The organism is Bacillus cereus group sp. BfR-BA-01380 (assembly GCF_022663535.1).
Taxonomy (GTDB): Bacteria; Bacillota; Bacilli; order Bacillales; family Bacillaceae_G; genus Bacillus_A; species Bacillus_A cereus_BB.
The window spans coordinates 50,308-75,857 of the sequence record NZ_JAKUFS010000022.1 but is presented as its reverse complement, the minus strand read 5'-3'; the positions used below and the strand labels follow the sequence as shown (position 1 = coordinate 75,857).

Here is a 25,550-nt window from a genome sequence, read left to right as displayed (position 1 = left end):
GCCCCCTCTGACGAGGCAAAAAGCGCCTCTTTGTCGGGGGCTCCAACGTCCTGCGATCCTGAACGAGCCGCTTCCGCTTTTCTTAAGAAGTTAGGCGGAAGATAAACTGCCCGTAAAAGCCCGATTGGTGAGGGCTGATAATCAGTGGGGGATGAAGAAAACCCCCACTGATTAAAGTTTCACTTTATAGCATATTTACATTTCCAGTTTACTGCTTGTGCTCCGTTTTATATAGCGGTAATAGTGAAGCGGCGCTGTGTATACTTTTTCAGCAAGATCAATATTATGTTGAATAAAAGTGGTGTAAGTAGGATTTGTATCTACTTGATATAGCCAAACAGCACCATTAACATCCATTATAATAGAAAGTTCTAATTCAAAAAGGTGAGAAGTGGCGTCCTCTAAGGCTTGGGACGTTTCTTTCATAATAATGTGTAAACTATCTTGTAATAATATAAGGTCAATTTTTGATAGTTGGTGTTGCCACTTTGTAAACGGAATAAAATGTGTTTGGTCTGTAAGAGGAAATAAGAAAGAATAAGGTGTGTCGTCTATTTGGACTAGCTTTTCTTGCTCTTCCCATATACCTTCTTTATTTTTTTGTAAAAGAGATCGAATATGAACAGGGGATGTTTGCGCCATAGGCTGTACTGTATACTCACATGTTTGAAGCAACGATTGTAACCAAGATAAAAATGTATCTCTTGTTTGGAACGTTTTTTTCAGAAAGTGATTTCGTTCTAATGTAGTAACATGAAACATACTGTTTTGATAAGAAATGTGGTACATATTTTGTTTGGAAAGTGAATGCAACGGCTTTATAACTACACCTTTTTTCATTTGTAATAGTTGTAACGTTGTCTTTTCACTTGCGTGTTTTATTAAGGGGACATAGGGTACCAGTTTTTTGTTTTTTGCAAGAATTTCATACATATCGGTTTCATTTGGAAGTTCGTCGTTTAAAAATAAGGATTGTGGGCGGCTTTGGAGCCATTTGATAATAGGGAGCGCTCTTTTAAAATTTTTTTCATTTTTGTATGTGCATCGGTTGTATATGTGAGATGGAATGACAAATTGTTGCTCTACCCAATCTTGCTGATTGGCATCAAAGAGAAGTCCGTTAACAAATTCTGTTTTAGGATCGATGCTAAAGGGAGTAAACTGTGCAACGGTAATATGATGGAAGCAAGCAAGCTTTGCGATTTCTGTGTAGTATTCTCGCTCATGATGAAAACGTGATGTTAATAGTCCGAGCACCATAAGACAACCTCCTTTCATAGGGGCTAAACGTGTATCTATTTGAGTAATATTCAAAGAAATCTTTCTTATACCAATTGCTCTAGATTTTATGTGGAATATTTTTGCTAGTATCCCGTTTGCTGGCGCATTATAGAGCAGTTATAATGAAGGGTATGGATTAAATCGCCTTAAAAACGAGAGCAGGTCACTGTTTGTTCTGCATAGCAGCGATTTATATATATTTGAGAAACGGAAGGTTGATAAAGTTTGAATATGTGGCTGAATCTCTTAACAACAACAGGAATAGGCGCGGTCATCGGCGGATATACGAATCATCTCGCGATTAAAATGTTATTTCGACCGCATCATCCAAAATATATTGGAAAGTTCCGGGTACCGTTTACGCCTGGGTTAATTCCGAAGCGCCGGGATGAGTTAGCTGTACAATTAGGGAAGATGGTTGTCGATCATTTATTAACACCAGAAGGAATTGAGAAGAAGTTAACAAATGAGTCGTTCCAGCAAGAGCTTATCGACTGGGCTCAAACAGCAGCGGACAAGCTTCTGATGAATGAGCAAACGTTGCATGAAATGTTAGAGCAGCTAGATATGACTCATATGGAAGACCGAGTTACAAAGCAAATGGAAGGCATCATAATACATAAAGTAGATTTATTATTTGAAACATATCGTGCTTATACGTGGGAACAAGCTCTGCCGTTTTCTGTTCACGAAAAAATTGATGAGAAAATGCCAGATGCAGCTGCTTTTATGATCCAAAAAGCTGTGGATTTCTTTGAAAGCCCAGAAGGAACACAACGTCTCTCCAAAATGGTTGATGAATTTTTTGCATCGCGCGGGACATTATTAAATTTAGTGGGCATGTTTTTAGGGAATGTAAGTGTAGTCGACAAGTTGCAGCCAGAAGTGATTAAATTTTTGCAGCAAGAGGGAACGAAACAATTGTTGTCTGATGTGATGAGAAAAGAGTGGGAAAAGCTGAAACAGCGTGAAGTGAGTGAAGTAGAATCATTCATTTCAAAAGAAGATGCCCTGAAAGGCATTCTGTCTTTTGTGAAAGTAGAACAAGCGGTAGGTACTCTATTCAATCAATCTGTTCGCGATGTATGTGCTCCGATTCGTGACAATGTGAGAAACAATGTGATTCCAAGTGCTGTGCGTAATGGATTACAGTGGGCGACGAATCATATCGGGGATATTATGCAGCGCTTGCATTTAGCTGATATTGTCCAGCAAGAAGTAGAATCATTTCCAATTGAGCGCATAGAAGAACTAGTTTTATCTATTACAAAAAGTGAATTGAAAATGATTACGTATTTAGGTGCATTACTTGGCGGCTTAATTGGAATTGTGCAAGGGTTATTACTAATTGTAATGTCATAAAGTGAAATTACTTCACATATGATACATAGTCTGATATCGTAGGAAGAGTATGTAAGGAACGAAAACATATAAAACAATGTGACATTGTATCGCATTGCAAGGAGGATATATATAATGGCAAAAAACGTGCATGATGTTGCGTATGAATTACAAAAAGCAATTGCAGAACATCCTGATTTTCAATCATTAAAAGTGAGCTATGCAGAAGTACAAGCAGACGCAGATGCGAAACAACTATTTGATCGTTTCCGTATGATGCAAATGGAGCTTCAGCAAAAAATGATGCAAGGTGAGCAATTAACAGAAGAAGATAACCAAAAAGCGCAAGAAGTTGTAGCATTAGTACAACAAAACGCAAAAATTACAAACTTAATGCAAGCAGAGCAACGTTTAAATGTTTTAATCGGCGACGTAAACAAAATTATCATGAAGCCGCTTGAAGATTTATATAACGTTTATATGCAATCGTAATAACAAAGCACTTTCTCGTAAGCGAGGAAGTGTTTTTTCTTTTTCTGTACAAGTATGAAGATGGGATGTTTAAATAGAAGGAATTAGTGTTCTATTAGTAGAAATAAAGTATTTGTATGAAAGCTTAGGGGAGAAATTTTAGAATGTTTACGGAGGAAATAAGATGGATTAAAACAGAAATCAATAGAGATGGCAGCTATATATAAGGAAAATCCGAAAGTAGAAGCTATTATTTTAGCTGGGCAATCGTTGGAATAATCGCGAAGCACTTTTGAAACGAAAAGATTGGTTGATGTTCTATGATGTCATTTGTGAGGTGCAGAAGAAGTTGTTTGGTGTTTTATTTGGATTGAATCAAATGTATGTGCATCACCCTGCATTTAAATGGATGCCTTTTAATACGAAACGCATGACAATCAAACTAGAAAATCTTCATGATCGAATGACTACTATTCTAATGGGCAATCCAGAAAAAAGTACAAAAGAATTAGAATCTTTAATTGAGGAAGTCATCATCCTTGTTCATGAACACCTTCCTGAATTAGATATTTGTGAACAAAAGAAGCATATGAGATATACGAAGTGATAGAAAAGAAAGGTGTTTTCATGTCTTGAAAACACCTTTTCCGTTCATTTCGAAACAAACGGGTGATCTTGAAAGTAAAAACGCCATGGATAGTGCACAGCTTCTTCGGCATAATCAATATTAATGCGCGGGCCTGCGGTGATGTTATATGTATGAGAAAGATGTTTCTCTGGAGAAACTTGTTCAATATATAGCTCATCACTCGTAAGAAGAAGTCCTTTTTGTTTTAACGTAATTCCCAGTGCTTTGCATAGTTTTCCAGGTCCATTTGTTAAGTTTTTGAATTGTGATTTCGTAATCGTTTGTTTACCGAACCTTGCTTGCTTTATCTCTTCGATACCTTCCACTGGTTCTAATGCTCGAATTAACACTCCTTGCGGGATCCCTTCTGGTGCTGTAATAACATTAAAACAATGGTACATACCATAAATAAGATATACGTAAGCATGGCCAGGAGATTCGTACATAATTTCTGTTCGTTCTGTGCGGCGGCCGCCATAGCTATGGGCCGCTTTATCATCAGGTCCTTTATATGCTTCTACTTCGACAATGATTCCGCTTCGTTTTACGCCATCTACAACGTGAACGAGTTTATGTCCAAGCAACCGTTTCGCAACGTCTAATGTATCGCCTTCATACAAAGAGAGTGGCCATTTCATTTCGCAAATTCCTTTCGTAAGACTTTAAATGAGTAAAGCAGCATCTTTTTGTATGGATGCTGCTTAAAATGAATTGTTTTATCCCGCATTAACGGGCAGTACTACTCCCACCTCAAAATTCAGCGAAAGTATTGTCCAGTTTCAGTGGCTAGAATGTTCGGTGGCTTCGCTTCTTCCTGCGAGGTAAAAAACACCTCTACGTCAGAAGCTCCATCCCCCTCACATTCTGGACGAGCCACTTCCACATTTCTTTGTTGTCCAGCTCTAGCGGCTAGAATCTCCGGTCGTTTCGCCCCCTCGGACGAGGCAAAAAGCGCCTCTCCGCCCTGTGCGTGGGCGTCCTGCGATTCTGAGCGAGCCGCTTCCGCCTTTCTTAAGAAGTTAGGTGGGAGATAAACTGCCCGTAAAAGCCCGATTGGTGAGAGCTGATAATCAGTGGGGGATGAAGAAAACCCCCACTGATTAAAGTTTCACTTTATAAATCAATCATGTAATTCTTGCAGTATACCATGAATGAGAGAAATAAGGTCTTGCTTTGTTTGTTCATCTGTGACTGTAGCATCACTATTAAATTTAGTTCCAACAGATGGAATGAGAACCGATCCATTTTGAACAATAGTAACATCCAGCATACCTAGTGTCAGTAGTAAAGATTCATGTGCCTTGTCCCCGCCAGTAATTGATGAGGAAGCTGTTATAACAGCCACTGGTTTTTTGTAAAGTTCAGCTGATGAGACAAGCCATTCTAATGCATTTTTCAAGATTCCGGGTACACCTTTTACATACTCTGGTGTGCAGATAATTAGTGCATGCGCTTCAGCTAGTGTCTTTCGAAAATCTTCAACAACAGTTGGTGCCTGAATGCGATCAATATCTGGATTAAAATGAGGAAGTTCTTGTATGCCGTTATAAATATTATAATCAATATTTTCGGGAATAAACGCTGCTAAAGTTTTTAATATATTGGTGTTGGAGGAACCTTCTCGAATGCTTCCAGAAATAGCTAGTATCCTTTTGCAGTTATCCATATCATCACCTCTACAAACAGAATACATTCTTAACTAGAAAGAAATCAAAAATATTGAACGATTTCATTGTAAACGTATTATCTAAATTCTCATTCGTTCTAATTAGCATCCTCTTTTCATAAATTAATGATAGAACGCTGCAGCTAAGAAGAGGAGGTACTGCATCATGATTTATCGTTTACTAGCTCTTAATATAGATGGAACATTGCTGCTTCCAAATGGAAAATTACAAAAAGGAACGCGTGAAGCGATTGAATTTGTAAAGAGAAAAGGTGTATACGTTACGCTATTTACGAACCGAAATTTTCAATCTGCTCACAAAGTAGCGAAATCATTAAAACTGGATTCGATATTGGTGACACATGGAGGTGCATTTATTTCATCTTCATTAGATAAGCCGTTAATTCAAAAACGATTATCAGAAGAAACAACATTTAATATTGTGCAGGTGCTCGAACATTTTGAATGTAACGTTCGCATTTCTCATGAAAGGTTTTCGATTGGCAATCGCCAGCAACATACGCCAAATTTAATTGCCCGAACAGTCTTATCCACTTCTGATCCGCTATTTTATCCCGTTCAATTTGTAGATTCGCTGGGCGATGCACTGCGTGATCAACCAGTCGCTGCCCCGAAAATTGATGTGACATTTGCAAGTCAAAGCGAGAAGCAGCGTGCGCTTACGACTTTACAAAAATCATTTGAAAATGTGCATTTTATAGAATGCGGGAAAGCACAAATCGAAATCGTGCCGCCTCATGTATCGAAATTACGCGGGCTGCAATTATTAGGTGAGCATCTCGGTATTGAATTAAAAGAAATGGTAGCGATTGGAGATAGCTTTGAAGATTTAGATGTTATTGAAAGCGTTGGATTAGGAGTAGCCATGGGCAATTCCCCAATTGAATTGAAAAAAGCTGCCGATTGGATTACACGCTCCAATGATGAAAACGGTGTACAATATATGATTAAAGAACATTTTCGAAAACAGTTTCCAATTAAATTTTTAAACAATCATCTACAAATAAAGAGATGGTAATCGAAGATCTCAGGCGGGTGCCTGAGATTTCTTTCTAAATATATCGGCGCTTTTTCGAATATATCGACTCTTCGACACGATATAAAGACCACTCTACAACATTCGACATAAATACACCTCAGAAAAAGGCCCTGACCACTCCTACGCATGGCCAGACGCTCTTGCTTTCTGCATATAAGTTGTTGCCATGCAAACAAAAAGAGACCTGCACTCATTTTGTCCTTCTGTTTTAACGCCGCGCGTGGCAGAAGAAGGCCCTGACCGCTTCCACACATGGTCAGACCCTCTTGCCCATTTAAAAAAAGAGGGGTTTCCCATCCCAGTAGTTCCTTGTTGACCTCCTATCACCCTTCAAGTAAACTAAAGGAAGTTTGAAAATAGAAAAGGTGATGATTGTTGTTAATTTCAATTAAAACGTTACAAGATGATCGTTTTTTACGTCCGCTTCAAAATATTAGCGGCTTATTTTTTGAAGAAAGTACAGTAGCATTTGAACAAGAAGATGCAAATATTATTGTTGATATAAATATAGAAGGAAATGTGACGGCTTCTGCTCGTTTAACAGAAATCGCGACAGGAAATGTGTATGAAGAGACGTTTTCTAAAGATTTATCGTCCTTTACGGAAGAAAAGGAACGTATGAAGCAAGTGAAGCATGTTGTCTCTTATGTATATTTGTCTGTTCTTCAGCAGTTAACAGGCGTGGAGCAAAAGTGGGGAATCTTAACAGGTGTGCGCCCAACGAAGCTGCTTCATAAAATGTTGCAAAGCGGTATGACGAAAGAAGCGGCACATAACGAACTGCGTGAAAGCTATTTAATTCATGATGAAAAAATTGAGCTTATGCAGCGCATTGTGGATTGTCAATTATCTGTTGTCCCAGATTTATATCGTTTAAAAGAAGAAGTAAGTATTTATATTGGGATTCCGTTCTGTCCAACGAAATGTGCATATTGTACATTCCCAGCGTATGCGATTAATGGACGCCAAGGATCTGTTGATTCATTCTTAGGCGGTTTACATTATGAAGTTCGTGAAATGGGTAAGTTTTTAAAAGAAAAAGGCGTGAAGGTAACGACGATTTACTACGGCGGCGGTACGCCAACGAGTATTACAGCTGAAGAAATGGACATGCTGTATGAAGAAATGTATGAGTCGTTCCCAGATGTTAAACAAGTTCGTGAAGTAACGGTAGAAGCAGGGCGCCCAGATACGATTACACCAGAGAAGCTAGATGTGTTAAACAAATGGAATATCGACCGCATTAGTATTAATCCGCAGTCGTACCATCAAGAAACATTAAAAGCAATTGGACGTCATCATACAGTAGAAGAAACGATTGAAAAGTATCACCTTGCTCGCGAAATGGGTATGAATAATATTAATATGGACTTAATTATCGGTCTTCCAGGTGAAGGATTAGATATCTTTAAACATACACTGGAAGAAACAGAAAAGCTTATGCCAGAATCGTTAACGGTGCATACATTATCCTTTAAGCGTGCTTCTGAAATGACGCAAAATAAGCGCAAATATAAAGTAGCAGGACGCGAAGAGATTACAGCGATGATGCACGAAGCAGAAGAGTGGACGAAAGAACATAATTACGTACCGTATTATTTATATCGTCAAAAGAATATTTTAGGTAACTTAGAGAACGTTGGCTATGCAATGCCAAGTCAAGAAAGTATTTATAACATCGTGATTATGGAAGAAGTGCAGTCTATTATCGGTCTTGGCTGCGGTGCATCAAGTAAATTTGTTCATCCAAAGACGGGGGCTATTACGCACTTTGCTAACCCGAAAGATCCAAAATCATATAATGATGGCTATATAAAGTATACAGAAGATAAACTTAAAATTTTACAAGAGTTATTTGGATAAGAAACCGCCAGTTTGGCGGTTTCTTTTTTTTTGTAAAACACTGTCGAGAATAATCAGAAAAAGGAAGTAAAAATAGGCAGGAAATGTCTAATTGTGAACGAATTCATAAAATTATGAAAATTAAAAAGGGGGTATATGTAGTATGTACATGACTATTGGCAGAATTTTTGATTTAGCTGTACAAAAATATCCGCAGAAAGAAGCGTTAGTAGAACCTGCAAAAAACATTCGCTGGACATATAAACAATGGGATATGGTGGTAAATAAAACTGCAAATGCACTTCTTACAGAAGGAGTACGAAAAGGAGACCGCGTTTCTGTTTGCTTATATAATTCACATGAATTTGTAACTGTTTACCTCGCTTGTACGAAGATTGGCGCAATCTTTAATCCAATCAATTTCCGTTTAAAGGCAAAAGAAGTTTCCTACATATTACAAGATGCCTCCTCAAAAGTTGTTGTTTTTGAAAAAGAAGTTGAACCAACAATTGCTTCGATTGAACGTGACTTTCCGCATACTTCATTTTTGTACATTGAAGAGGACACACCGTCTTATGCCACTTCTTATCACGAAAAAGTAAATGCAGCAAAGGCAGAACCGGTCGATATTGAAATTGATGAAATGGATTATTGCTCTATGTTATATACGAGCGGTACGACTGGGAATCCAAAAGGAGTATTGCATCGTCACCGAGACATGGCAGAACATAGTATGATTTGTACATATTATTTAAAATATAAACGAGATAGTGTCGGGTTAATTGTCGCACCGCTATACCACTGCGGTGAATTAAACGCTGGTATTTTGCCGCGTATTCAAGTTGGCGGGAAAAATGTGATTTTGCATCATTTTGATACGAAAACAGTGTTAGAAACAATTCAAAAAGAAAAAATTACAACGTTCTTTGCAGCGCCAACAATGTGGAACATGCTGCTGCAAGAAGATTTAACAGAATACGATTTAACTTCGATGAAGACTGGGATTTACGGCGGAGCAGCAATGGCGCCAGCGCTTGTGAAAGAATGTAAAGAACGTCTTTATATCGATCTTGTGCAAATTTACGGGATGACAGAGTTTGGGCCTGTTGTTGCGTTTCTTGTAGAAGAAGATCAAATTACAAAAGCAGGATCAGCGGGTACACCTTGCTTTAGTCATGAAGTGCGCATCGTGAAGTCAAATGACGATGAACCATCAGAACCAGACGATGTTCTTGCACCTTACGAAGTTGGAGAAATCATTATACGCGGGACAAGTATGATGGCTGGATATTATAACCGCAAAGAAGCAACAGAAAAAGTAATGTATAAAGGTTGGTATCATTCCGGTGACCTTGGCTATTTTGACAAAGATGGCTATTTATATGTAGCAGATCGTGTTGACGATATGGTCATTAGCGGCGGTGTGAACATTTATCCGCGTGAAATTGAAGACTTCTTGCATAGCCATGATGGTGTTTTAGATGTTGCTGTACTCGGAGAACCAGATGAATTGTGGGGCGAGCGCGTCGTCGCAGTAGTTGTAAAGAAAGATGAGTCATTAACAGAAGAAGAATTAGAGCGTTACTGTAAGGAAAGTGATGAATTAGCTGATTATAAACGTCCTCGTCGTTACGTATTTGCGAAAGAACTGCCGCGTAATGCGAGCGGGAAATTACAGAAATTTGTGTTGCGTGAATCTTTGAAGGAAGCGAAGAAATCTTAATAGAAAGAGAATGCACAGCTTGATTTTGAAGCTGTGCATTTTTTTGCTATTCTCATTCATGATAGAATAGGAAAAGCGTGAATAAAGAAAGGGATTTTACATGAGAATTAATAAATTCATCAGTGAAACAGGTTATTATTCAAGAAGAGAAACGGATCGTCTCATTGCTGCAAAGCGAATTACCGTGAATGGTGAAATTTGTGAGCCCGGACAAGAAGTAGAGCCTGACGACATTGTACTTGTGGATGGGAAGCCGATTCCTAAGAAGACGCATCCTATTTATATTGCTTTAAATAAACCGGTAGGGATTACTTGTACAGCAGCGAAGCATATCGAAGGAAATATTATCGATTTTGTTAATTATCCAGAGCGCATTTTTCCAGTTGGCCGCTTAGATAAAGCATCACAAGGATTAATTTTAATGACAAATGACGGTGATATCGTAAATAAAATGATGCGCTCCGAATATGGTCACGAGAAAGAATATATTGTTACAGTCGATAAGCCATTTGACGATGCTTTCTTAAAAGGAATGGCCGGCGGTGTAACGATTCGCGATGGAAAAACGAATCCGTGTGATATATATCGAATCAGCGATTCTGTATTTCGCATTATTTTGACGCAAGGGATGAATCGGCAAATTCGCCGGATGTGCCGCGCATTTGGCTATACCGTTACGAGGTTAGAGCGCATTGGGATTATGAACATAACAATAGACGGAATAGAGACAGGACAGTGGCGCGATTTGACTGAGGAGGAACTGAGTGAATTACTTGCCCTGTTAGGATAAAGGAAAAGACGCTCTTCCTATTTGGAAAGAGCGTCTTTCTTATTTGCGTGTAAATCCTTCTTCATCAAGGTACTGTGCTGCTTCTTTGTAAGAGTTAAATGTACCATCTAACTGTATACCAGCATAAACGTTCCACATATCTTCATCTTCTTTAATAAGAGTTAAGATATGCTTGTCCTCATTTACCCACTCTTCTTCTTGAAAGTTCTCCGCAATTGCAACTTCTTCTACTGGTTCTTGTGAGAGGGCAGCAATTGCTTTTTCAAGTAAGGAGCGAAGTTCTTCCGCTGAAAAATCGCGGATGTTCACCATTCCTTTATCGTTCGTTTTGTAGCCTTTTAGGTTCCCGGCATAGACAAACCCATTTCCGTTCGGGTGTAAATGGTATACAACATTCTTTTTGTCTAGGCGGCTTTCTTCATAATGAAAATTAATGCGTCCTAGAGAGACAGTTTTTCTTTCTAGCTCTGGAAATGATTCAATAATCGTTAATTTTTCTTCAAAAGTTAGCATAGGTCCTCCGTAATTGTAATAAATAATGTGATGGTTCATTATATCACTCTGCTTGTAAGTCCACAATCAGATAAGCGAGCAAGACAACAAAGAAAATGCTGACAGCCGGTGCGGTAAATACATGTCCAGCTGAAAATGCGATGCCAATTGCAAGCACGATTGCCGTGCCAAGCAACATATATTTTACGGTTAAAATAGACTTGAAGTTTGTGAGAATACGAAACGTAAGCCTGATGCCGAAGTAAACAAATGGCAGTAGGTACAGGATAAATCCAATGATTCCAAACGAGAAGAATAGGTCATGGAAGTCCATTTCTATCACTTTTGGTGTTTTTTCATAGTTTCCGGCATATCCCATGCCTAACAATTTTTGTGACAGTGGTGATTGTTGAAAGAACTTTTGCTGCATGTTTAGAAATTTGTCACGATCACTATAAATTAAACTGTTTACTTCTCCAGTTGTTAAAGCTCTTTCTTCTTGTTTACTAGGCTGTTCTTCTTGTTCATTTATAAGCCGTTTATTATAAAATTGTAAGTGAATTTCCATGTTTTTGGCGATGGGAGTAAACGGCGTTGCGATTGTGACGCCTCCTAATACAATCAAGGCTAGAATGGTATTAACGAGCTGCGGGCGGCCTCGCTTCATCATATATTCGATAAACGAAAAGAATAGTGCCACCCCTAATGTCACAATACTAGCTACGTATCCAACCTTTGTTCCTACCATAATACTGGCGTATAGTGCTAGTATTGTGGGGATCCAGTAGTATACTTGCGTAAAAGAAGTTGTCTTATAAATCGAATACAGGACAACAACTGGGAATGTAATGGCTAAAATGGCACTAATTTCGTTTGCAGCATAAAACCATCCTTTCGAACCGATTTTCTTAATTGTATAACTGTAACTTTGATAGTCTGTTCCAGTTGCGATGGAAATGGCCATGACAATACTCATGAATAAACTGGCATATAAGAAATACCGTAATAATGTATCGTACGAATTTTGCTTGTTCTGCAAAGTTTTAAATACAAGAATATATCCGAACAACATAACGATTGGATACATACATTTGGCCATAAATTTAACTTCTTCTCCAAGTGAAATTGGATGTTTTACAACGAGATTATTAAGAAGCCCAGCTGCCATGATAACACCTAGTAAGCAAATATATACGAGAGGCTTTTTGTTCTTCTGATAAATAAATAGATAGATCATCGCAAGAAGCATCACGTTAAAACGTACAACAATACTTAACGTTGCATCCATATGTAGCATTTGAATTGACAATGACGTTAACAAATCTAAGACTGGTTGCAGTGCGATGAATAATAGAAAGAAATACGTAAAATTCTGTTCCTTTTGTATCAATTTCGTACCCATTTTGTCCCCTTTCATAATCGAAGAAATGCATGTGTGTTATTTTTCTACAATACACCATTTTGGTAAATAAATGGAATGTAAAAATGATTTTTGTGTAAATTCGACAGAAAATTAAGAAAAAAGAAGGTTTTTGAAAGCCCTTTCTATAATTATATAAGGATAACAGATTATAGAAGGAGAGAGAGTTTATGACAGTTTCGAGCAAGGCGGAATCAGTAGTTGTACAATATGAAGGGCGAGTTGCGACGATTATGTTAAATCGTCCGGAAGTGTTAAATGCATTAGATGAGCAAACGTTAAAAGAATTATTACAAAAGTTAAAAGAAGTAGCTGAAAGTTCTGTTCATGTCGTTGTGCTATGTGGAAACGGCCGTGGTTTTTCGGCGGGCGGCGATATTAAATCGATGTTAGCAAGCGGAGATGAAAGTGCGTTTGAAGGCATTATGAATACTATTTCAGAAATTATTGTAACGCTGTATACAATGCCAAAGCTTGTGATTAGTGCAATTCATGGTCCGACGGCAGGGCTTGGACTTAGCATTGCTTTAACAGCTGATTACGTGATGGCTGATATTTCATCCATTATTGCGATGAATTTTATTGGAATCGCTTTAATTCCAGATGGCGGTGGACATTTCTTCTTGCAAAAACGACTTGGCGAGCATATGGCAAAAGAAATCATTTGGGAAGGAAAGAAATTATCCGCAAGCGAAGCGCTTGAAATTGGCATGATTGATGAAGTAATCGGTGAGAACTTCCAAGATGCAGTGAAACAGAAAATTAGTGAATGGCTGCAAAAACCAATTGCTTCCATGATTCAAACGAAGCAAGTTTTGGCTGAATTAAATCGTTCTTCGTTAGAACAAACACTTCAGCTTGAAAAACGCGGTCAATATGCAATGAGAAAAACAGCGGACCATAGAGAAGGAATTACTGCGTTTTTAGAGAAGCGTCCTCCGATGTTTAAAGGGGAATAAAGTGAAACTTCCATCAGTGGGGAGAGGGGTATCCCACACTGATGGAAAGCCCTCACGAATCGGGCTTTTATGGGCAGTTATCCCCACCTAGCTTCCTCGTTTCTTTCTGCATCTTGAGGGGGAGCTTACTGCCCGTTAAAGCGGGATAAAAGTTTTACAAAAATAGAAAGTGTTAACACATTTTTTTAGTATAATGGTGTTAGCACTTTTTTCTTTAATGATAGAAGGAGAAGTGAATGAGCCTAAAACAAAAAGGAATCTTCATGATCATAATCGGAGCATGGTTACTCGTACACGTGCTGTTACATTGCACGCCAACCGCAGCAATTCGAACAGGGATGTTTCTATCTGGCAATCCAAAGGCAGCTATGCAAGGTAAGATTGAGAGAATGGGAGATCCATATGAAGGCGTTGTCCCAGATCATCTCCGCGCTTTTTACGATGTGCCGGAGAAGGAATATGAAAACTATCGCTTTCCAGAAATACGTCACAGTTCATCGGGCATTGATATGTCGTCAGCTTGTGTAAGAAAACATTGGTTTTTATATTATGCCGAGTTAGGGTGCCATTAAGCATATAAATCCAGTTTATCATAGCACCGGCTTTTGTCTTTTGTTTTAAACTTTGCATGTGGCAGAAACAGGCCCTGACCGCTTCTATGCGTGGCCAGGTGCTCTCGCCTGCCTAAAAAGAAAGAGTTTTTAATTTGTATTTGGAGGTGTTCTCATGTCAGCTTATAATAAAATCGTCCGCGACCGTGTACCAGAAATGATTTTAATGTCTGGTAAAACATATACATCGAAAAAATTAAGTAAATTAGAGTACATAGCAGAACTATCGAAAATTGGCATTGAAGAAATGCGTGAGTTTGCATCTATGCAAGAACGTGAGCATGCATTAGATTCTTTAGCCGATGCATTAGAAGTGATTAAAGCATTGGCGCAAGCAGAAGGTGTAACGTTAGAAGATATTGAGCGCATTCGTAAAGAGAAAGAAGCGGAGCGCGGCGGATTTGAAAAGGGTGTGTATTTAGTAGAAGTGAGTGAGGAGTAAAGGGCATCGCAATACATGCGGTGCCTTTTATCCCGCTATTCGTGGGCAGTAGGACCCCAACCTCAAGATTATGAGGAATTCAAAGAAGATAGATGGAGGAAAAAACCCCCACTGATGGATGTAGCTTTTAAATAAAGTTTGATTAAATCTTGTTTTCATGCAAGATTTTTTCTTATTGAACTAATTTTAATAAATAATTACATCATACAAATACTTAAATAAATATATATTATTGGAGAGGTTGAAGTATGGGAATTATTAATAAACAGATAACTCTCTATGAAATAGAGATAATAAGAAACTCATTAGATAAATTGCATGAATACCATAACAGTAAATCAAAATTTTTTTCTGGTGATTATCCAAGAATTACATTTGAGGAACGTATTGAAGAATATAAAAAAAATTCAAAGTATGGAGAGTACAGGATTGAATTATTGATTGAGTCAGAAACAGACAATATATTAGGATTTTGTATAGCATATAGTAAAAAAGTAAGCGGGAAGATTGAGGTTCTATTTGTTGATGAAAAATATCGAGGAAACGGATTGGGTTTGAAATTAATGAATAGTGCAATGGAATGGTTTCAAGAAAAACAAATATATGAAATTGAATTAACAGTAGTGTATGGGAATGAAGCGGTATCGTTTTACCAGAAATTGGGATTCTATCCGCGTTCAATTATTATGACAACTACATCATAACGAGATTATGAGGATATTTTCTTGTTCAACTAAAGGGTACTTTAATGAAATAAAGATCACAAGGAATGATCAAACCTTGTTTCAAGTCTACAATAGAAGTTTCACTTTATTTCTATTTCATCATTTTTCTATTATACTGAATATTGGAAAGATAAAAGGGAGGGGAAAAACATATGGTACATAACGTAAAAGACACAATGGAGCTTATTAAGCAGCTCGTTTCAATTCCAAGTCCATCTGGAAATACGAACACAATTATTCGTTTTATTGAGGACTACGTAAAAGAGTGGAATGTAGAAACGAAGCGCAATAATAAAGGCGGATTTATTATCACGGTAAAAGGGGAAGACGATACGAAACAACGTCTACTTACTGCTCATGTTGATACATTAGGCGCAATGGTAAAAGAAATTAAAGCGGACGGACGTCTGCGATTATCCATGATTGGCGGATTTCGCTGGAATGCGGTAGAAGGAGAATATTGCGAAATCGAAACAGCGTGTGGTAAAACGTATACTGGTACAATTTTAATCCATCAAACGTCTGTACACGTATACAAAAATGCTGGCGAAGCAAAACGTGACGAACAAAACATTGAAGTTCGTATCGACGAGCGTGTATCTTCACCGGAAGAAGTACGTGAACTTGGCATCGAAGTAGGGGATTTCGTATCATTTGACCCGCGCGTGCAAATGACAGACAGCGGCTACATCAAATCTCGTCACTTAGATGACAAAGCAAGCGTGGCGATCTTACTTCAATTGATTAAAAGATTACAAGACGAAAATACGAAACTACCATATACAACGCATTTCTTAATTTCTAATAATGAAGAAATCGGTTATGGCGGTAACTCCAATATTCCAGAAGAAACAGTAGAATACCTTGCGGTGGATATGGGCGCACTTGGCGATGGCCAAGCATCAGATGAATACACAGTATCGATCTGCGCGAAAGATTCGAGCGGTCCCTACCATTACGCAATGCGCAAACATTTAGTAGAACTTGCGAAAGCAAATAATATTGAATATAAAGTAGACATCTATCCATTCTACGGATCTGACGCATCAGCAGCAATCCGCGCCGGGGCAGATGTGAAACATGGACTGATTGGTCCTGGTATTGATGCGTCTCACGCTTATGAGCGTACACATGAGACATCGATTGCACATACGGAGGCGCTTGTTTATGCGTATGTACAATCAGAGTTAGTAGAAGAATAAGGAATAGAGAAAAGAGCTGGTCTTTGATGGAGATCAGTTCTTTTTTGTATGAGGATAATGACGAGCATATATATAAATCCATTTTAAAAATTCGACAAATTCATCCGTTTACTTTTGATAGATTACTACTATAATAGGGATGAAAGCACTTACATTCATAGGAGGTTTGTTATGGGAAAGTTAAAGAAAGATAGAAAAACGCGTTCACTTGCGCAAACGATTGCACTATCGACACTTGTTTTAGGGACATCTTTACTGTACACGCCAGCTTCATCCTCGGCTTATGCTGCTACTAACGACAATAATGTGGAGTGGAATGGTTTATTTCATGACCAAGGTCCTGTCTACGATAGTGCGCCAGAACCGACATCTGTTCAAAGTGTGACGCTGAAATTCCGGACGTTTAAAGGGGATATTACTGGTGCCAATATAAAGTACTATGATACTGCTGACGGGTCGTCCCATGTCATTCCTATGTCATGGATGTCGGGCGATTCTACTGGAACGTTTGATTATTGGCAAGGGACAATCCCTGCTAGTTCTTCAAGGAAATATTATCGTTTCCAAATTACTGATGGGTCTTCTTCGGTTTGGTATAATGCTAACGGTACTTCTGCATCGGAACCATCATCAGGTGATTTTTATATGATCCCGAATTTTAAAACGCCGGATTGGATGAAGAATGGTGTTATGTATCAAATTTTCCCTGACCGCTTTTATAACGGTGATTCCTCGAATGATGTGCAAACGAATGCATACACTTATGCCGGCACGCCAACTGAGAAAAAAGCTTGGGGGAGCAGTGTCTATGCTGATCCTGGTCATACGAACAACCTTGTGTTCTTCGGCGGTGATTTGGCGGGAGTAAATCAGAAGATCGGTTATATTAAACAAACGCTAGGAGCTAACATTATTTACTTAAATCCAATTTTTAAGTCTCCTTCTAACCATAAGTATGATACACAGGATTATATGACTGTAGATCCTGCATTTGGGACAAACGAAACTTTGCAAACGCTATCATCAAATATTCATAGCACAGCAAACGGAGAAAAAGGATATTTAGTATTAGATGGTGTATTTAACCATACTGGAGACACTCATTCATGGTTTGATAAGTACAATCAATCTTCCTCTTTAGGAGCTTTTGAGTCTCAATCTAGCCAATGGTCTAATTATTATACATTCCAGTCTTGGCCGAATACATATGCTAGCTTTTTAGGATTCAACAGTTTGCCTAAGCTAGATTATGGAGCTAGTGGGTCACCAGTAAGAAATCAAATCTATAATAATAGTGATTCCGTAGCAAAAACGTATTTGAAAGCCCCGTATAACATTGATGGCTGGCGATTAGATGCACCTCAATATACAGATGCTGGCGGTGCGGATGCTGGTGGAGGAAATGGTAGTAGTTTGGTGAATCACCAAATTTGGTCTGAATTCCGAAGTGCCGTGAAGTCTGTAAACGAGAATGCAGCAATATTTGGCGAGTACTGGGGAAATGCAAATTCTTGGACAAGTCAAGGGAACCAATGGGATAGCACCACAAACTTTGACGGATTTACACAACCAGTTTCTGAGTGGATCACAGGAAAAGATTTCAATAGCAATGCAGCTTCCGTATCTACTTCTCAATTTGATAGCTGGTTAAAAGGTACGCGCGCTAATTATCCAGCAAACGTTCAGCAAGCGATGAGCAATCATTTATCCAATCACGATATTTCACGTTTTGGCGAGCGTGCTGGCGGTGATATTTGGAAGACATATTTAGCGCTTATTTTTCAAATGACGTATGTTGGTACGCCAACAATTTATTACGGAGATGAATATGGCATGATGGGCGGTGCTGATCCTGATAACCGCCGGACGTTTGACTGGTCACAAGGTACGACTTCCAATCGTGCTGTAGCTTTAACACAAAAACTCATCAGCATCCGTAACCAATACCCAGCATTAAGAACAGGTTCGTTCATGACGCTGCAAACAGATGATGCAAATAAAATTTATTCCTACGGCCGCTTTGACAAGGCAAACAGAATTGCAGTTGTACTTAACAATGATTCTATCGGCCATAGTATAACCGTCCCTGTATGGCAATTAAGCATGCAAAATGGAAGTGTTGTTACAGACAAACTGACTGGTAAAACGTACACAGTACAGAACGGAACTGTTACCCTTACGGTTGATGGACATTACGGTGCAATTTTAGCACAATAAATCGTATAACTAATATATTTTTATGGAACGCTTTTATTTTACCAGCTAAGCTGAGCACTCTTAAAGTGTTTTTGAAACAAGCGAAGGCTTTCTCGATTTCAATGTGGAAGCCTTCGCTATTTTTGTGTAAAGGAATTTTCCATTTTTTTAGATAGAACGTCACTTTTGTAGGCATATAAATATGCAATTTTACATATGTTCCTAAATTTATCTACATCTTTAAAACTTAATGTTAAGATTATGCAGGAAGGTAGCGTAATCATTTTTGAAAATAAGGAGGAACTCAGATATGTTCGTGAAAAGAAAACTACCTATACTTACGTTCTTATTATTACTATTTAGTTTAATCGTAACTGTTTTTCCTACAAATTCTGCTTATGCAGATGAGGGCAATCGTATACTGGATATTTATGGCGATCCAGTTAAGACAAATAAAGATTATATAATGGTACGTAAAATTTGGGATGGTAAGCCTCGGTATGCTGCTTATGCAGGTGTAGGTGAGAAGAGACTTGGAGTAACATATGAGAAGTTTGCGGGTTGGCATTATGTAATTCAGTATAAAGATAAATCTTATTATGGTACTGCTGAGACTCATAAGGATACAAAAGGTAATGAGTACTATGGTACTCCTATCAATTTTGAAACTCCAGATGGGGTAGAAAGTGATGGATATATAAGACATAATACGCCAGTTACTATGTCAATGTTGATTGGGGGGCCAGGAGGAACTAAAAAATATGTTAATGCAGGGAATCGCGGCTGGATTTATTTTAGCGATCAATCAAAAAGCACGTTAACAGTTCAGGAACAAAATTCAAAGGAAATCAATTTAATAACAGGTAAAACTGATTACCCTAGAGATAAAATGGGCAGACCATGTGATTGGTATAGTGCAGATCCACAAAATTCCAGCTATGGAGTTACATCATATTTCGAGCTAGAGCCTTCAGAACAACCATTTTCAAATCAAGATAAACTATGGGGAAGTTCTGCGCCGCCATATCAATCTGGTTTTGAATTAGTACCTGTACAATAAAAAAATCAATTACATGCAACAAATAAAAAAGCGAAGAATGATAAATATTCTTCGCTTTTTTATGAAATTCTAGGGTGGATGCGATGCTATGTATAGAATAGTCTCGCTTTTGCTATTATAGCAAAGTAACTGATTTATATTATATGCAATATTGCATATATAGATTTCGAAATCATCCTATTTTCATTTTCCGACATATAAACCGCTGCTATGCAGAATACAACATGACCGCTTCAACGCACGGCCAGATGCTCACGTCCTCCCCTAAAAAGAAAGTGGTTTTATGTCATTTTTCAACGTATATATGTAGTTTCTACGTATACTCTTCGTTACTCAATACAATCCCATATTTCTTTATCTAGAAATAAAGTTCCGCCGTCTACTAGTTCGATTTTTCCTAGCTGTCCTCCTTTGGCTGCTCTTGTATATGCTCCCGCATCATATCTTCTTTCTTTATGTTATACATTTTTTCTGCTTTTTTATTCAAATACAGCATTTCGCCATTTGTATTTACAATTGAAATAGCCTCTTCTACAGAAGAGAGCAGTGTATGGTTTCATTTCTATCACCTCTTTTATCCCGCTATTCGTGGGCAGTAATACTCCCACCTTAAAATTCGGCGAAAGCATTGTCCAGTTCCAGTGGCTAGAATGTTCGGTGGCTTCGCTTCTTCCTGCGAGGTAAAAAACACCTCTACGTCAGAAGCTCCATCCCCCCCTCACATTCTGGACGAGCCACTTCCACATTTCTTTGTTGTCCAGCTTTAGCGGCTAGAATCTCCGGTCGTTTCGCCCCCTCCCCTCGGACGAGGCAAAAAGCGCCTCTCCGCCCTGTGCGTGGGCGTCCTGCGATTCTGAGCGAGCCGCTTCCGCTTTTCTTAAGAAGTTAGGTGGGAGATAAACTGCCCGTAAAAGCCCGATTGGTGAGGGCTGATAATCAGTGGGGGATGAAGAAAACCCCCACTGATTAAAGTTTCACTTTATCGTTTTGTGTAAAAGAAAGTAGACACTGGTAAACAAATTTGTCGCTAAAAGAATACACTTTTTTGAAAAAGTGTAAAATTTTTTAACTGAATATGAATTGTATTGCGCATTTTGAGAGTTGGCACGGTACTTGCTAATAAAAAAGTAAAGAGAATACAAATAACGGAGGGACAAGAAATGAATATTAGTAAAACGTACACAACAATTGATGCACATGTAGCGGGGGAACCGCTTCGTATTATTACAGGCGGAGTACCGCCGATCAAAGGGGAAACGCAATTAGAAAGACGCGCTTATTGCATGGATCACTTGGATCATCTTCGCGAAGTTCTGATGTATGAACCGAGAGGACATCACGGTATGTATGGTTGTATCATCACGCCGCCGGCAAGTCCGCATGCTGATTTTGGAGTATTGTTTTTGCATAACGAAGGCTGGAGTACAATGTGCGGCCATGGAATTATTGCTGTAATTACAGTCGGAATTGAAACGGGTATGTTCGAGGTGACCGGTGAAAAACAAAGATTCATTATTGACAGTCCTGCCGGAGAAGTGATTGCGTATGCAAAATACAATGGGAACCAAGTAGAATCCGTATCATTTGAAAATGTTCCTTCGTTTGTTTACAAGAAAGATGTTCCTGTAAAAATTGATGGCCATGAATTTCAAGTAGATATCGCTTTTGGAGGAGCTTTCTATGCAGTTGTCGACAGTAAAGAATTCGGTTTAAAAGTGAATTTTAATGATTTACCTGCTATTCAAACGTGGGGCGGGAAAATGAAACAGTATATTGAAAGTCAGATGGAAGTCAAACATCCTCTTGAAGAAGGTTTAAAAGGCATATACGGCGTTATCTTTTCCGATGAACCAAACGGAACAGATGCGACGTTACGAAATGTGACCATTTTTGCTGATGGGCAAGTAGACCGTTCTCCTTGCGGTACAGGTACTTCAGCTAGACTAGCAACTCTTGTTGAAAATGGAGTATTGCAAGAAGGCGGAAGTTTCGTCCATGAATGCATTACTGACGGACAATTTGCTGGAGAAGTATTGTCATTAGCGAAAGTAGGCGAATATGACGCGGTGATTCCGAAAGTTACTGGTCAGGCGTTTATTACAGGATTCCACCAATTTTTAATCGATCCAAGAGATCCGTTAAAACAAGGATTTTTATTAGCATAATACGTGGGGAAGAGTTGTTTTCTAGTTAGGAAACAACTCTTCTTGATATAGGAAAGGACGAGATCATATGTTAGTTATAAATGCAGCTGAACAAAGAAGTTTAGTAGATATGAATGAAGTAATTGAATATGCGGCGATTGCTTTACGAGAGTTTTCGGCAGAAAGAACGATCACACCGATTCGCTACTCGTTGCCATTTGCGAATTCACAAAATACCGCATTAATGATGCCTTCCGTAGCGGAAGAACTTGGCGCACTTGGATTAAAGGTCGTAACGGTCGCACCGAATAATCCGAAAATAGGAAAGAAAACAATTAACGGGGTTGTGATGCTCTCTGATTTTCAAACAGGGGAACCGCTCGCCCTTTTAGAAGGATCGTTTTTAACGATGGTTCGAACAGGTGCTTTATCAGGCGTTGCAACGGAATACTTAGCTCGCCAAAATGCGAAAAACTTATGCATCATCGGAACAGGAGAACAAGCGAAAGGGCTTGTTCAGGCAATGCTTACTGTGCGGGACATTGAAAACATTATGCTTTACAATCGGACAGAACAAAAAGCTGCCGAGTTTGCCGAGTATATTAGGGAGAATTTTAATAAACCTGTCTATGTATACTCCAGTGCAAATGAAGCAGTGCGCGAGGCCGATATTGTTGTCACAACAACAAACTCTTTCATACCAGTTTTTTCAGACACATTACAACCTGGTGTTCACGTAAATGCTGTCGGCTCATTTAGACCAGCGATGCAAGAACTTCCTTCTCATGTCATTTCATCAGCTGACAAAGTGGTAGTGGAATCAAAAGAAGCAGCACTAGAAGAAACAGGAGATCTGCAAGTTCCAATACAAGAAGGAGTTTTCACAGAAAGCGATATTCACGCCGAACTTGGACAAATTATAAGCGGAGAACGAACGGGCCGGGAGAGCGATCAAGAAATTACCGTCTTTAAATCTGTCGGACTCGCTGTTGTGGATATTGTCGTGGCGAAGTATTTCTACGAAAAAGCTGTTAAAAATGGAGTAGGAACTCGAATTCGGTTGTGATTGCTTTCCTTATTGTGTGGCGAAGTTTGTCGGAAAGTCGATATCTTGTGTCGAAACGTCGATATATTCCAAAGAACGGTCGATATATTTGAAAAAGCGTCGATATATTGGCAAGAACGGTCGATATCGTATGAGAATGTGAATAAACAATCAAAAAGGACTGCCTACGGAGCAGTCCTCTATCGGCGTGGCGGAATTTCACATGTGGTAATCTCTTTAAAAGTGATATTTTCAATATATAAATATGAAATTATGCATATTTATATATTATATAAGGGTATGTAGGTATAATTTTTACGTGTATGAAATAAGCGAGAAGGAATAAGTAAGTTTAAGAAGTTGCTATAGTTATTGTCTTAGTGAGAAAATCGGCGTTTTGTATGAACGTTAGAACGGATTGGAATGAAAGGATTGATTTATTTGAATAGTAAAAATAACCGTAAATCACAAAAACCAATGAAAGTATTTATGGCATCTGCTGTTATGACAACGGCATTATTTACATCTAGCACTGTAAATAGTTTGGTCATTCATGCTGAAACTACACAAACCCAGGCGCAATATGAAGCGAAGACGTTTGAACTTCCAAGTACAGGACATTATATGGGTGAAGCAGCCAGAGAAAGAAGAAGTGAGCAACGAAACTATGTGCCAACAGGAATCTATGTAAAACCGAATGAACAAGTCACAATTGAAGTATCGGGACTATCGGGATTTGACAAACTTGGAGCAACGATTGGGACAAATGAATATGATAAAGAAGGGGGAAAAACATTTCGTCTTTCTTCTGGTTCTAACACTATTTCCTCTCCAAACGGTGGTTTATTAGGATTTGATAACTGTGAAGGGAAAGGAACAGTTAAGGTGAAAGTAACACAAGGCGGAAGCCCTGTTCCATTCTTTGAATTAGGGAAGCATACGAAAGCAGACTGGATTGCGATGATGGACAAGTATCCAGATGCACATGCCGTTCAATTAAAGTCAAAGAAAGCAGTACTTACTGTTACTCGTGATAGTGCGAAGAAATATATTGCGGATCAGGATCCTGTTCCTCTATTAAAAAAATATGATGAAATGATTGTAGCGCAAGATAAAATATCGGGACTATCTGAAACAAGTTCTAATCCGTTACATCGTTCAACTCGCCGCCTTTGGGCTTTTACTGAAAACCCTAACAAATCAGATTGGGGCATGTATGCAAGTCGGGATGGAATGATATTTACTACTGCTGGTAATGCAATCGAAAGTGCTTTAAATGTCAATGAATTTGGCTGGGGACAAATGCATGAAGCAGGACACACAAGGCAACAATACCCTTGGATGTGGAATGACCTTAGAGGAATGACTGAAGTCACTGTTAATATATATTCTTTAGCTGTACAAAAACAATTATTCCCGAATCAACCAACACGGTTAGAAAAAGAAGGCGATTACGATAGAGCCTTTGCATATTTAAAACAAACAGATAAAGAGTATAAAAACATTGATGACTTGTTTGTGAAACTTGTTATGCTTTGGCAACTTCATTTAGCATATGGGGAAGATTTTTATCCAAATCTTCACAAACTATATCGAGAGTTACCAAAAGATAAACTTCCAGAAACGGATGAAGATAAAATACAAGCATTTATTTACAATACATCGAAAGTAGCGAGACAAAATGTACTTCCATTTTTTGATCAATGGGGACTAAAAGCATCACCAGAAACGAGAAAAAAAGTAGAGGCTTTGAACTATCCAACATTAACTGCCCCTATATGGGAAGCGACGGATGCAAAACCTGTTAAACCAACAGCCGCGTATGGTCAAAGAAAATAATGAAAGCAAGTACGTGATCCAACTAGTAATGTAATCGATGAAAAGCGAACGATTACAAACGTAGCATGTCTCTTAAGACAAGGTTGGTCAGAAAAGAAGCTGCTGAAATCAAAAAGAAGATAACTTCCTATATAGTAGGGAGTTATCTTCTTTTTTTATGGACTTATAAAAAGGTATCATCTGGAACATGGAAAAGGAATGGAGGGGATGAATTTGCAACATTCGAATCTGTTTCTGCAAAATATGTACAAGGAGAAGTAGCGAACGGAAAAAATGGATATGTTTCGGCAGCTGACGTAGACATTTGGGGGTATTACATATGAATGAACATGTTATCACAGGACGGATTTTCAAATCTTACAAGCATTTAGTAATTTTATATATAACGAACAATGTAATTTATTCCCTTATTATGTAAATACAAATTAAAAAATCGACATAAAAACCTTCTTTCTTTTTAGGCGGGCGAGAGTATCAGGCCATGCATAGAAGCGGTATTACAGACCAGAGCAGGAACCTTGTCACTAGGTAAATTAAATGTTTTTAGCAAAATTTAGGTGATATTAGACTTTATTTGATAAAAAAATATTAACTTTTCCAAATTTCGACATTA

At 38.5% G+C, this 25,550-nt stretch carries 21 protein-coding genes and 3 pseudogenes; 17 read left to right on the top strand and 7 right to left on the bottom strand.

What is annotated here, in order from left to right; genetic code table 11:
* Positions 1–195: 195 nt before the first annotated feature.
* On the bottom strand, positions 196–1,260 hold the full coding sequence (locus tag MR076_RS18810) for a YheC/YheD family protein (RefSeq protein ID WP_242223089.1): 1,065 nt from the start codon (positions 1,258–1,260) through the stop codon (positions 196–198).
* Positions 1,261–1,512: 252 nt separating this feature from the next.
* Here MR076_RS18810 and MR076_RS18805 point away from each other — a divergent pair, with 252 nt between their 5' ends.
* The 3 genes and pseudogenes from MR076_RS18805 to MR076_RS18795 all read left to right on the top strand — a co-directional run.
* Positions 1,513–2,643 carry a DUF445 domain-containing protein gene (locus MR076_RS18805; RefSeq protein ID WP_242223129.1) on the top strand — a complete coding sequence of 377 codons (1,131 nt, stop codon included), beginning with the start codon at positions 1,513–1,515 and terminating at the stop codon, positions 2,641–2,643.
* A gap of 114 nt (positions 2,644–2,757) precedes the next feature.
* The gene (locus tag MR076_RS18800; RefSeq protein WP_242223087.1) at positions 2,758–3,114 is read left to right on the top strand and encodes a YlbF/YmcA family competence regulator; all 357 of its coding nucleotides are present in this window, start codon (positions 2,758–2,760) and stop codon (positions 3,112–3,114) included.
* 238 nt (positions 3,115–3,352) lie between these two features.
* Positions 3,353–3,700: pseudogene (locus tag MR076_RS18795) on the top strand (DUF4037 domain-containing protein); the annotation flags it as partial.
* Positions 3,701–3,744: 44 nt separating this feature from the next.
* Here MR076_RS18795 and MR076_RS18790 read toward each other — a convergent pair.
* On the bottom strand, positions 3,745–4,359 hold the full coding sequence (locus tag MR076_RS18790; RefSeq protein WP_242223085.1) for a DNA-3-methyladenine glycosylase: 615 nt from the start codon (positions 4,357–4,359) through the stop codon (positions 3,745–3,747).
* Between the two features lie 482 nt (positions 4,360–4,841).
* Positions 4,842–5,387, bottom strand: coding sequence for an NADPH-dependent FMN reductase (locus tag MR076_RS18785; RefSeq protein WP_242223083.1), 546 nt, complete (start codon positions 5,385–5,387; stop codon positions 4,842–4,844).
* Between the two features lie 166 nt (positions 5,388–5,553).
* Between MR076_RS18785 and MR076_RS18780 the strand changes: the two genes are divergently transcribed.
* The 4 genes from MR076_RS18780 to MR076_RS18765 all read left to right on the top strand — a co-directional run bounded on the left by MR076_RS18780 (position 5,554) and on the right by MR076_RS18765 (position 10,802).
* The gene (locus tag MR076_RS18780) at positions 5,554–6,426 is read left to right on the top strand and encodes a Cof-type HAD-IIB family hydrolase (protein WP_242223080.1); all 873 of its coding nucleotides are present in this window, start codon (positions 5,554–5,556) and stop codon (positions 6,424–6,426) included.
* A 393-nt stretch (positions 6,427–6,819) separates the two neighbouring features.
* Complete coding sequence (locus MR076_RS18775) at positions 6,820–8,310, top strand: coproporphyrinogen III oxidase (protein ID WP_242223079.1); 1,491 nt, start codon at positions 6,820–6,822, stop codon at positions 8,308–8,310.
* Between the two features lie 142 nt (positions 8,311–8,452).
* Positions 8,453–10,012: a fatty acid--CoA ligase gene (locus MR076_RS18770; protein ID WP_242223077.1), complete on the top strand. Its 1,560-nt coding sequence runs from the start codon at positions 8,453–8,455 to the stop codon at positions 10,010–10,012.
* Between the two features lie 100 nt (positions 10,013–10,112).
* Positions 10,113–10,802, top strand: coding sequence for a pseudouridine synthase (locus MR076_RS18765; RefSeq protein WP_242223075.1), 690 nt, complete (start codon positions 10,113–10,115; stop codon positions 10,800–10,802).
* 39 nt (positions 10,803–10,841) lie between these two features.
* Here MR076_RS18765 and MR076_RS18760 read toward each other — a convergent pair whose 3' ends face one another.
* Complete coding sequence (locus MR076_RS18760; protein WP_242223073.1) at positions 10,842–11,315, bottom strand: hypothetical protein; 474 nt, start codon at positions 11,313–11,315, stop codon at positions 10,842–10,844.
* A gap of 43 nt (positions 11,316–11,358) precedes the next feature.
* Positions 11,359–12,696, bottom strand: coding sequence for an O-antigen ligase family protein (locus tag MR076_RS18755; protein WP_242223068.1), 1,338 nt, complete (start codon positions 12,694–12,696; stop codon positions 11,359–11,361).
* Between the two features lie 188 nt (positions 12,697–12,884).
* Between MR076_RS18755 and MR076_RS18750 the strand changes: the two genes are divergently transcribed.
* The 7 genes from MR076_RS18750 (at position 12,885) to MR076_RS18720 (ending at position 19,909) form a co-directional block, all read left to right on the top strand.
* On the top strand, positions 12,885–13,673 hold the full coding sequence (locus MR076_RS18750; protein ID WP_242223066.1) for an enoyl-CoA hydratase: 789 nt from the start codon (positions 12,885–12,887) through the stop codon (positions 13,671–13,673).
* Between the two features lie 236 nt (positions 13,674–13,909).
* The gene (locus MR076_RS18745) at positions 13,910–14,245 is read left to right on the top strand and encodes a hypothetical protein (protein WP_242223065.1); all 336 of its coding nucleotides are present in this window, start codon (positions 13,910–13,912) and stop codon (positions 14,243–14,245) included.
* A gap of 154 nt (positions 14,246–14,399) precedes the next feature.
* On the top strand, positions 14,400–14,726 hold the full coding sequence (locus tag MR076_RS18740; RefSeq protein WP_242223063.1) for a nucleoside triphosphate pyrophosphohydrolase: 327 nt from the start codon (positions 14,400–14,402) through the stop codon (positions 14,724–14,726).
* A gap of 248 nt (positions 14,727–14,974) precedes the next feature.
* Positions 14,975–15,430 carry a GNAT family N-acetyltransferase gene (locus MR076_RS18735; protein ID WP_242223061.1) on the top strand — a complete coding sequence of 152 codons (456 nt, stop codon included), beginning with the start codon at positions 14,975–14,977 and terminating at the stop codon, positions 15,428–15,430.
* 173 nt (positions 15,431–15,603) lie between these two features.
* Positions 15,604–16,653 carry a M42 family metallopeptidase gene (locus MR076_RS18730; protein ID WP_242223059.1) on the top strand — a complete coding sequence of 350 codons (1,050 nt, stop codon included), beginning with the start codon at positions 15,604–15,606 and terminating at the stop codon, positions 16,651–16,653.
* A 171-nt stretch (positions 16,654–16,824) separates the two neighbouring features.
* Positions 16,825–18,870: a glycoside hydrolase family 13 protein gene (locus MR076_RS18725; RefSeq protein WP_242223057.1), complete on the top strand. Its 2,046-nt coding sequence runs from the start codon at positions 16,825–16,827 to the stop codon at positions 18,868–18,870.
* A gap of 289 nt (positions 18,871–19,159) precedes the next feature.
* Positions 19,160–19,909, top strand: a complete 750-nt coding sequence (locus tag MR076_RS18720) for a hypothetical protein (protein ID WP_242223055.1) — start codon at positions 19,160–19,162, stop codon at positions 19,907–19,909.
* A 329-nt stretch (positions 19,910–20,238) separates the two neighbouring features.
* Here MR076_RS18720 and MR076_RS18715 read toward each other — a convergent pair.
* A pseudogene (locus MR076_RS18715) lies at positions 20,239–20,313 on the bottom strand (hypothetical protein); the annotation flags it as partial.
* Positions 20,314–20,327: 14 nt separating this feature from the next.
* Positions 20,328–20,456 (bottom strand): annotated as a pseudogene (locus MR076_RS18710) (PAS domain-containing protein); the annotation flags it as partial.
* Positions 20,457–21,069: 613 nt separating this feature from the next.
* On the opposite strand from MR076_RS18710, the gene MR076_RS18705 reads away from it, so the two are divergent.
* The 3 genes from MR076_RS18705 (at position 21,070) to MR076_RS18695 (ending at position 24,937) form a co-directional block, all read left to right on the top strand.
* Positions 21,070–22,074 carry a proline racemase family protein gene (locus MR076_RS18705; RefSeq protein WP_242223053.1) on the top strand — a complete coding sequence of 335 codons (1,005 nt, stop codon included), beginning with the start codon at positions 21,070–21,072 and terminating at the stop codon, positions 22,072–22,074.
* A gap of 67 nt (positions 22,075–22,141) precedes the next feature.
* Positions 22,142–23,119 (top strand): ornithine cyclodeaminase family protein, encoded by a 978-nt coding sequence (locus MR076_RS18700; protein ID WP_242223051.1) that lies wholly within the window; start codon positions 22,142–22,144, stop codon positions 23,117–23,119.
* 402 nt (positions 23,120–23,521) lie between these two features.
* Entirely contained in the window at positions 23,522–24,937 is a 1,416-nt protein-coding gene (locus MR076_RS18695; protein WP_242223049.1) for a M60 family metallopeptidase, read from the top strand.
* Positions 24,938–25,550 lie beyond the last annotated feature (613 nt).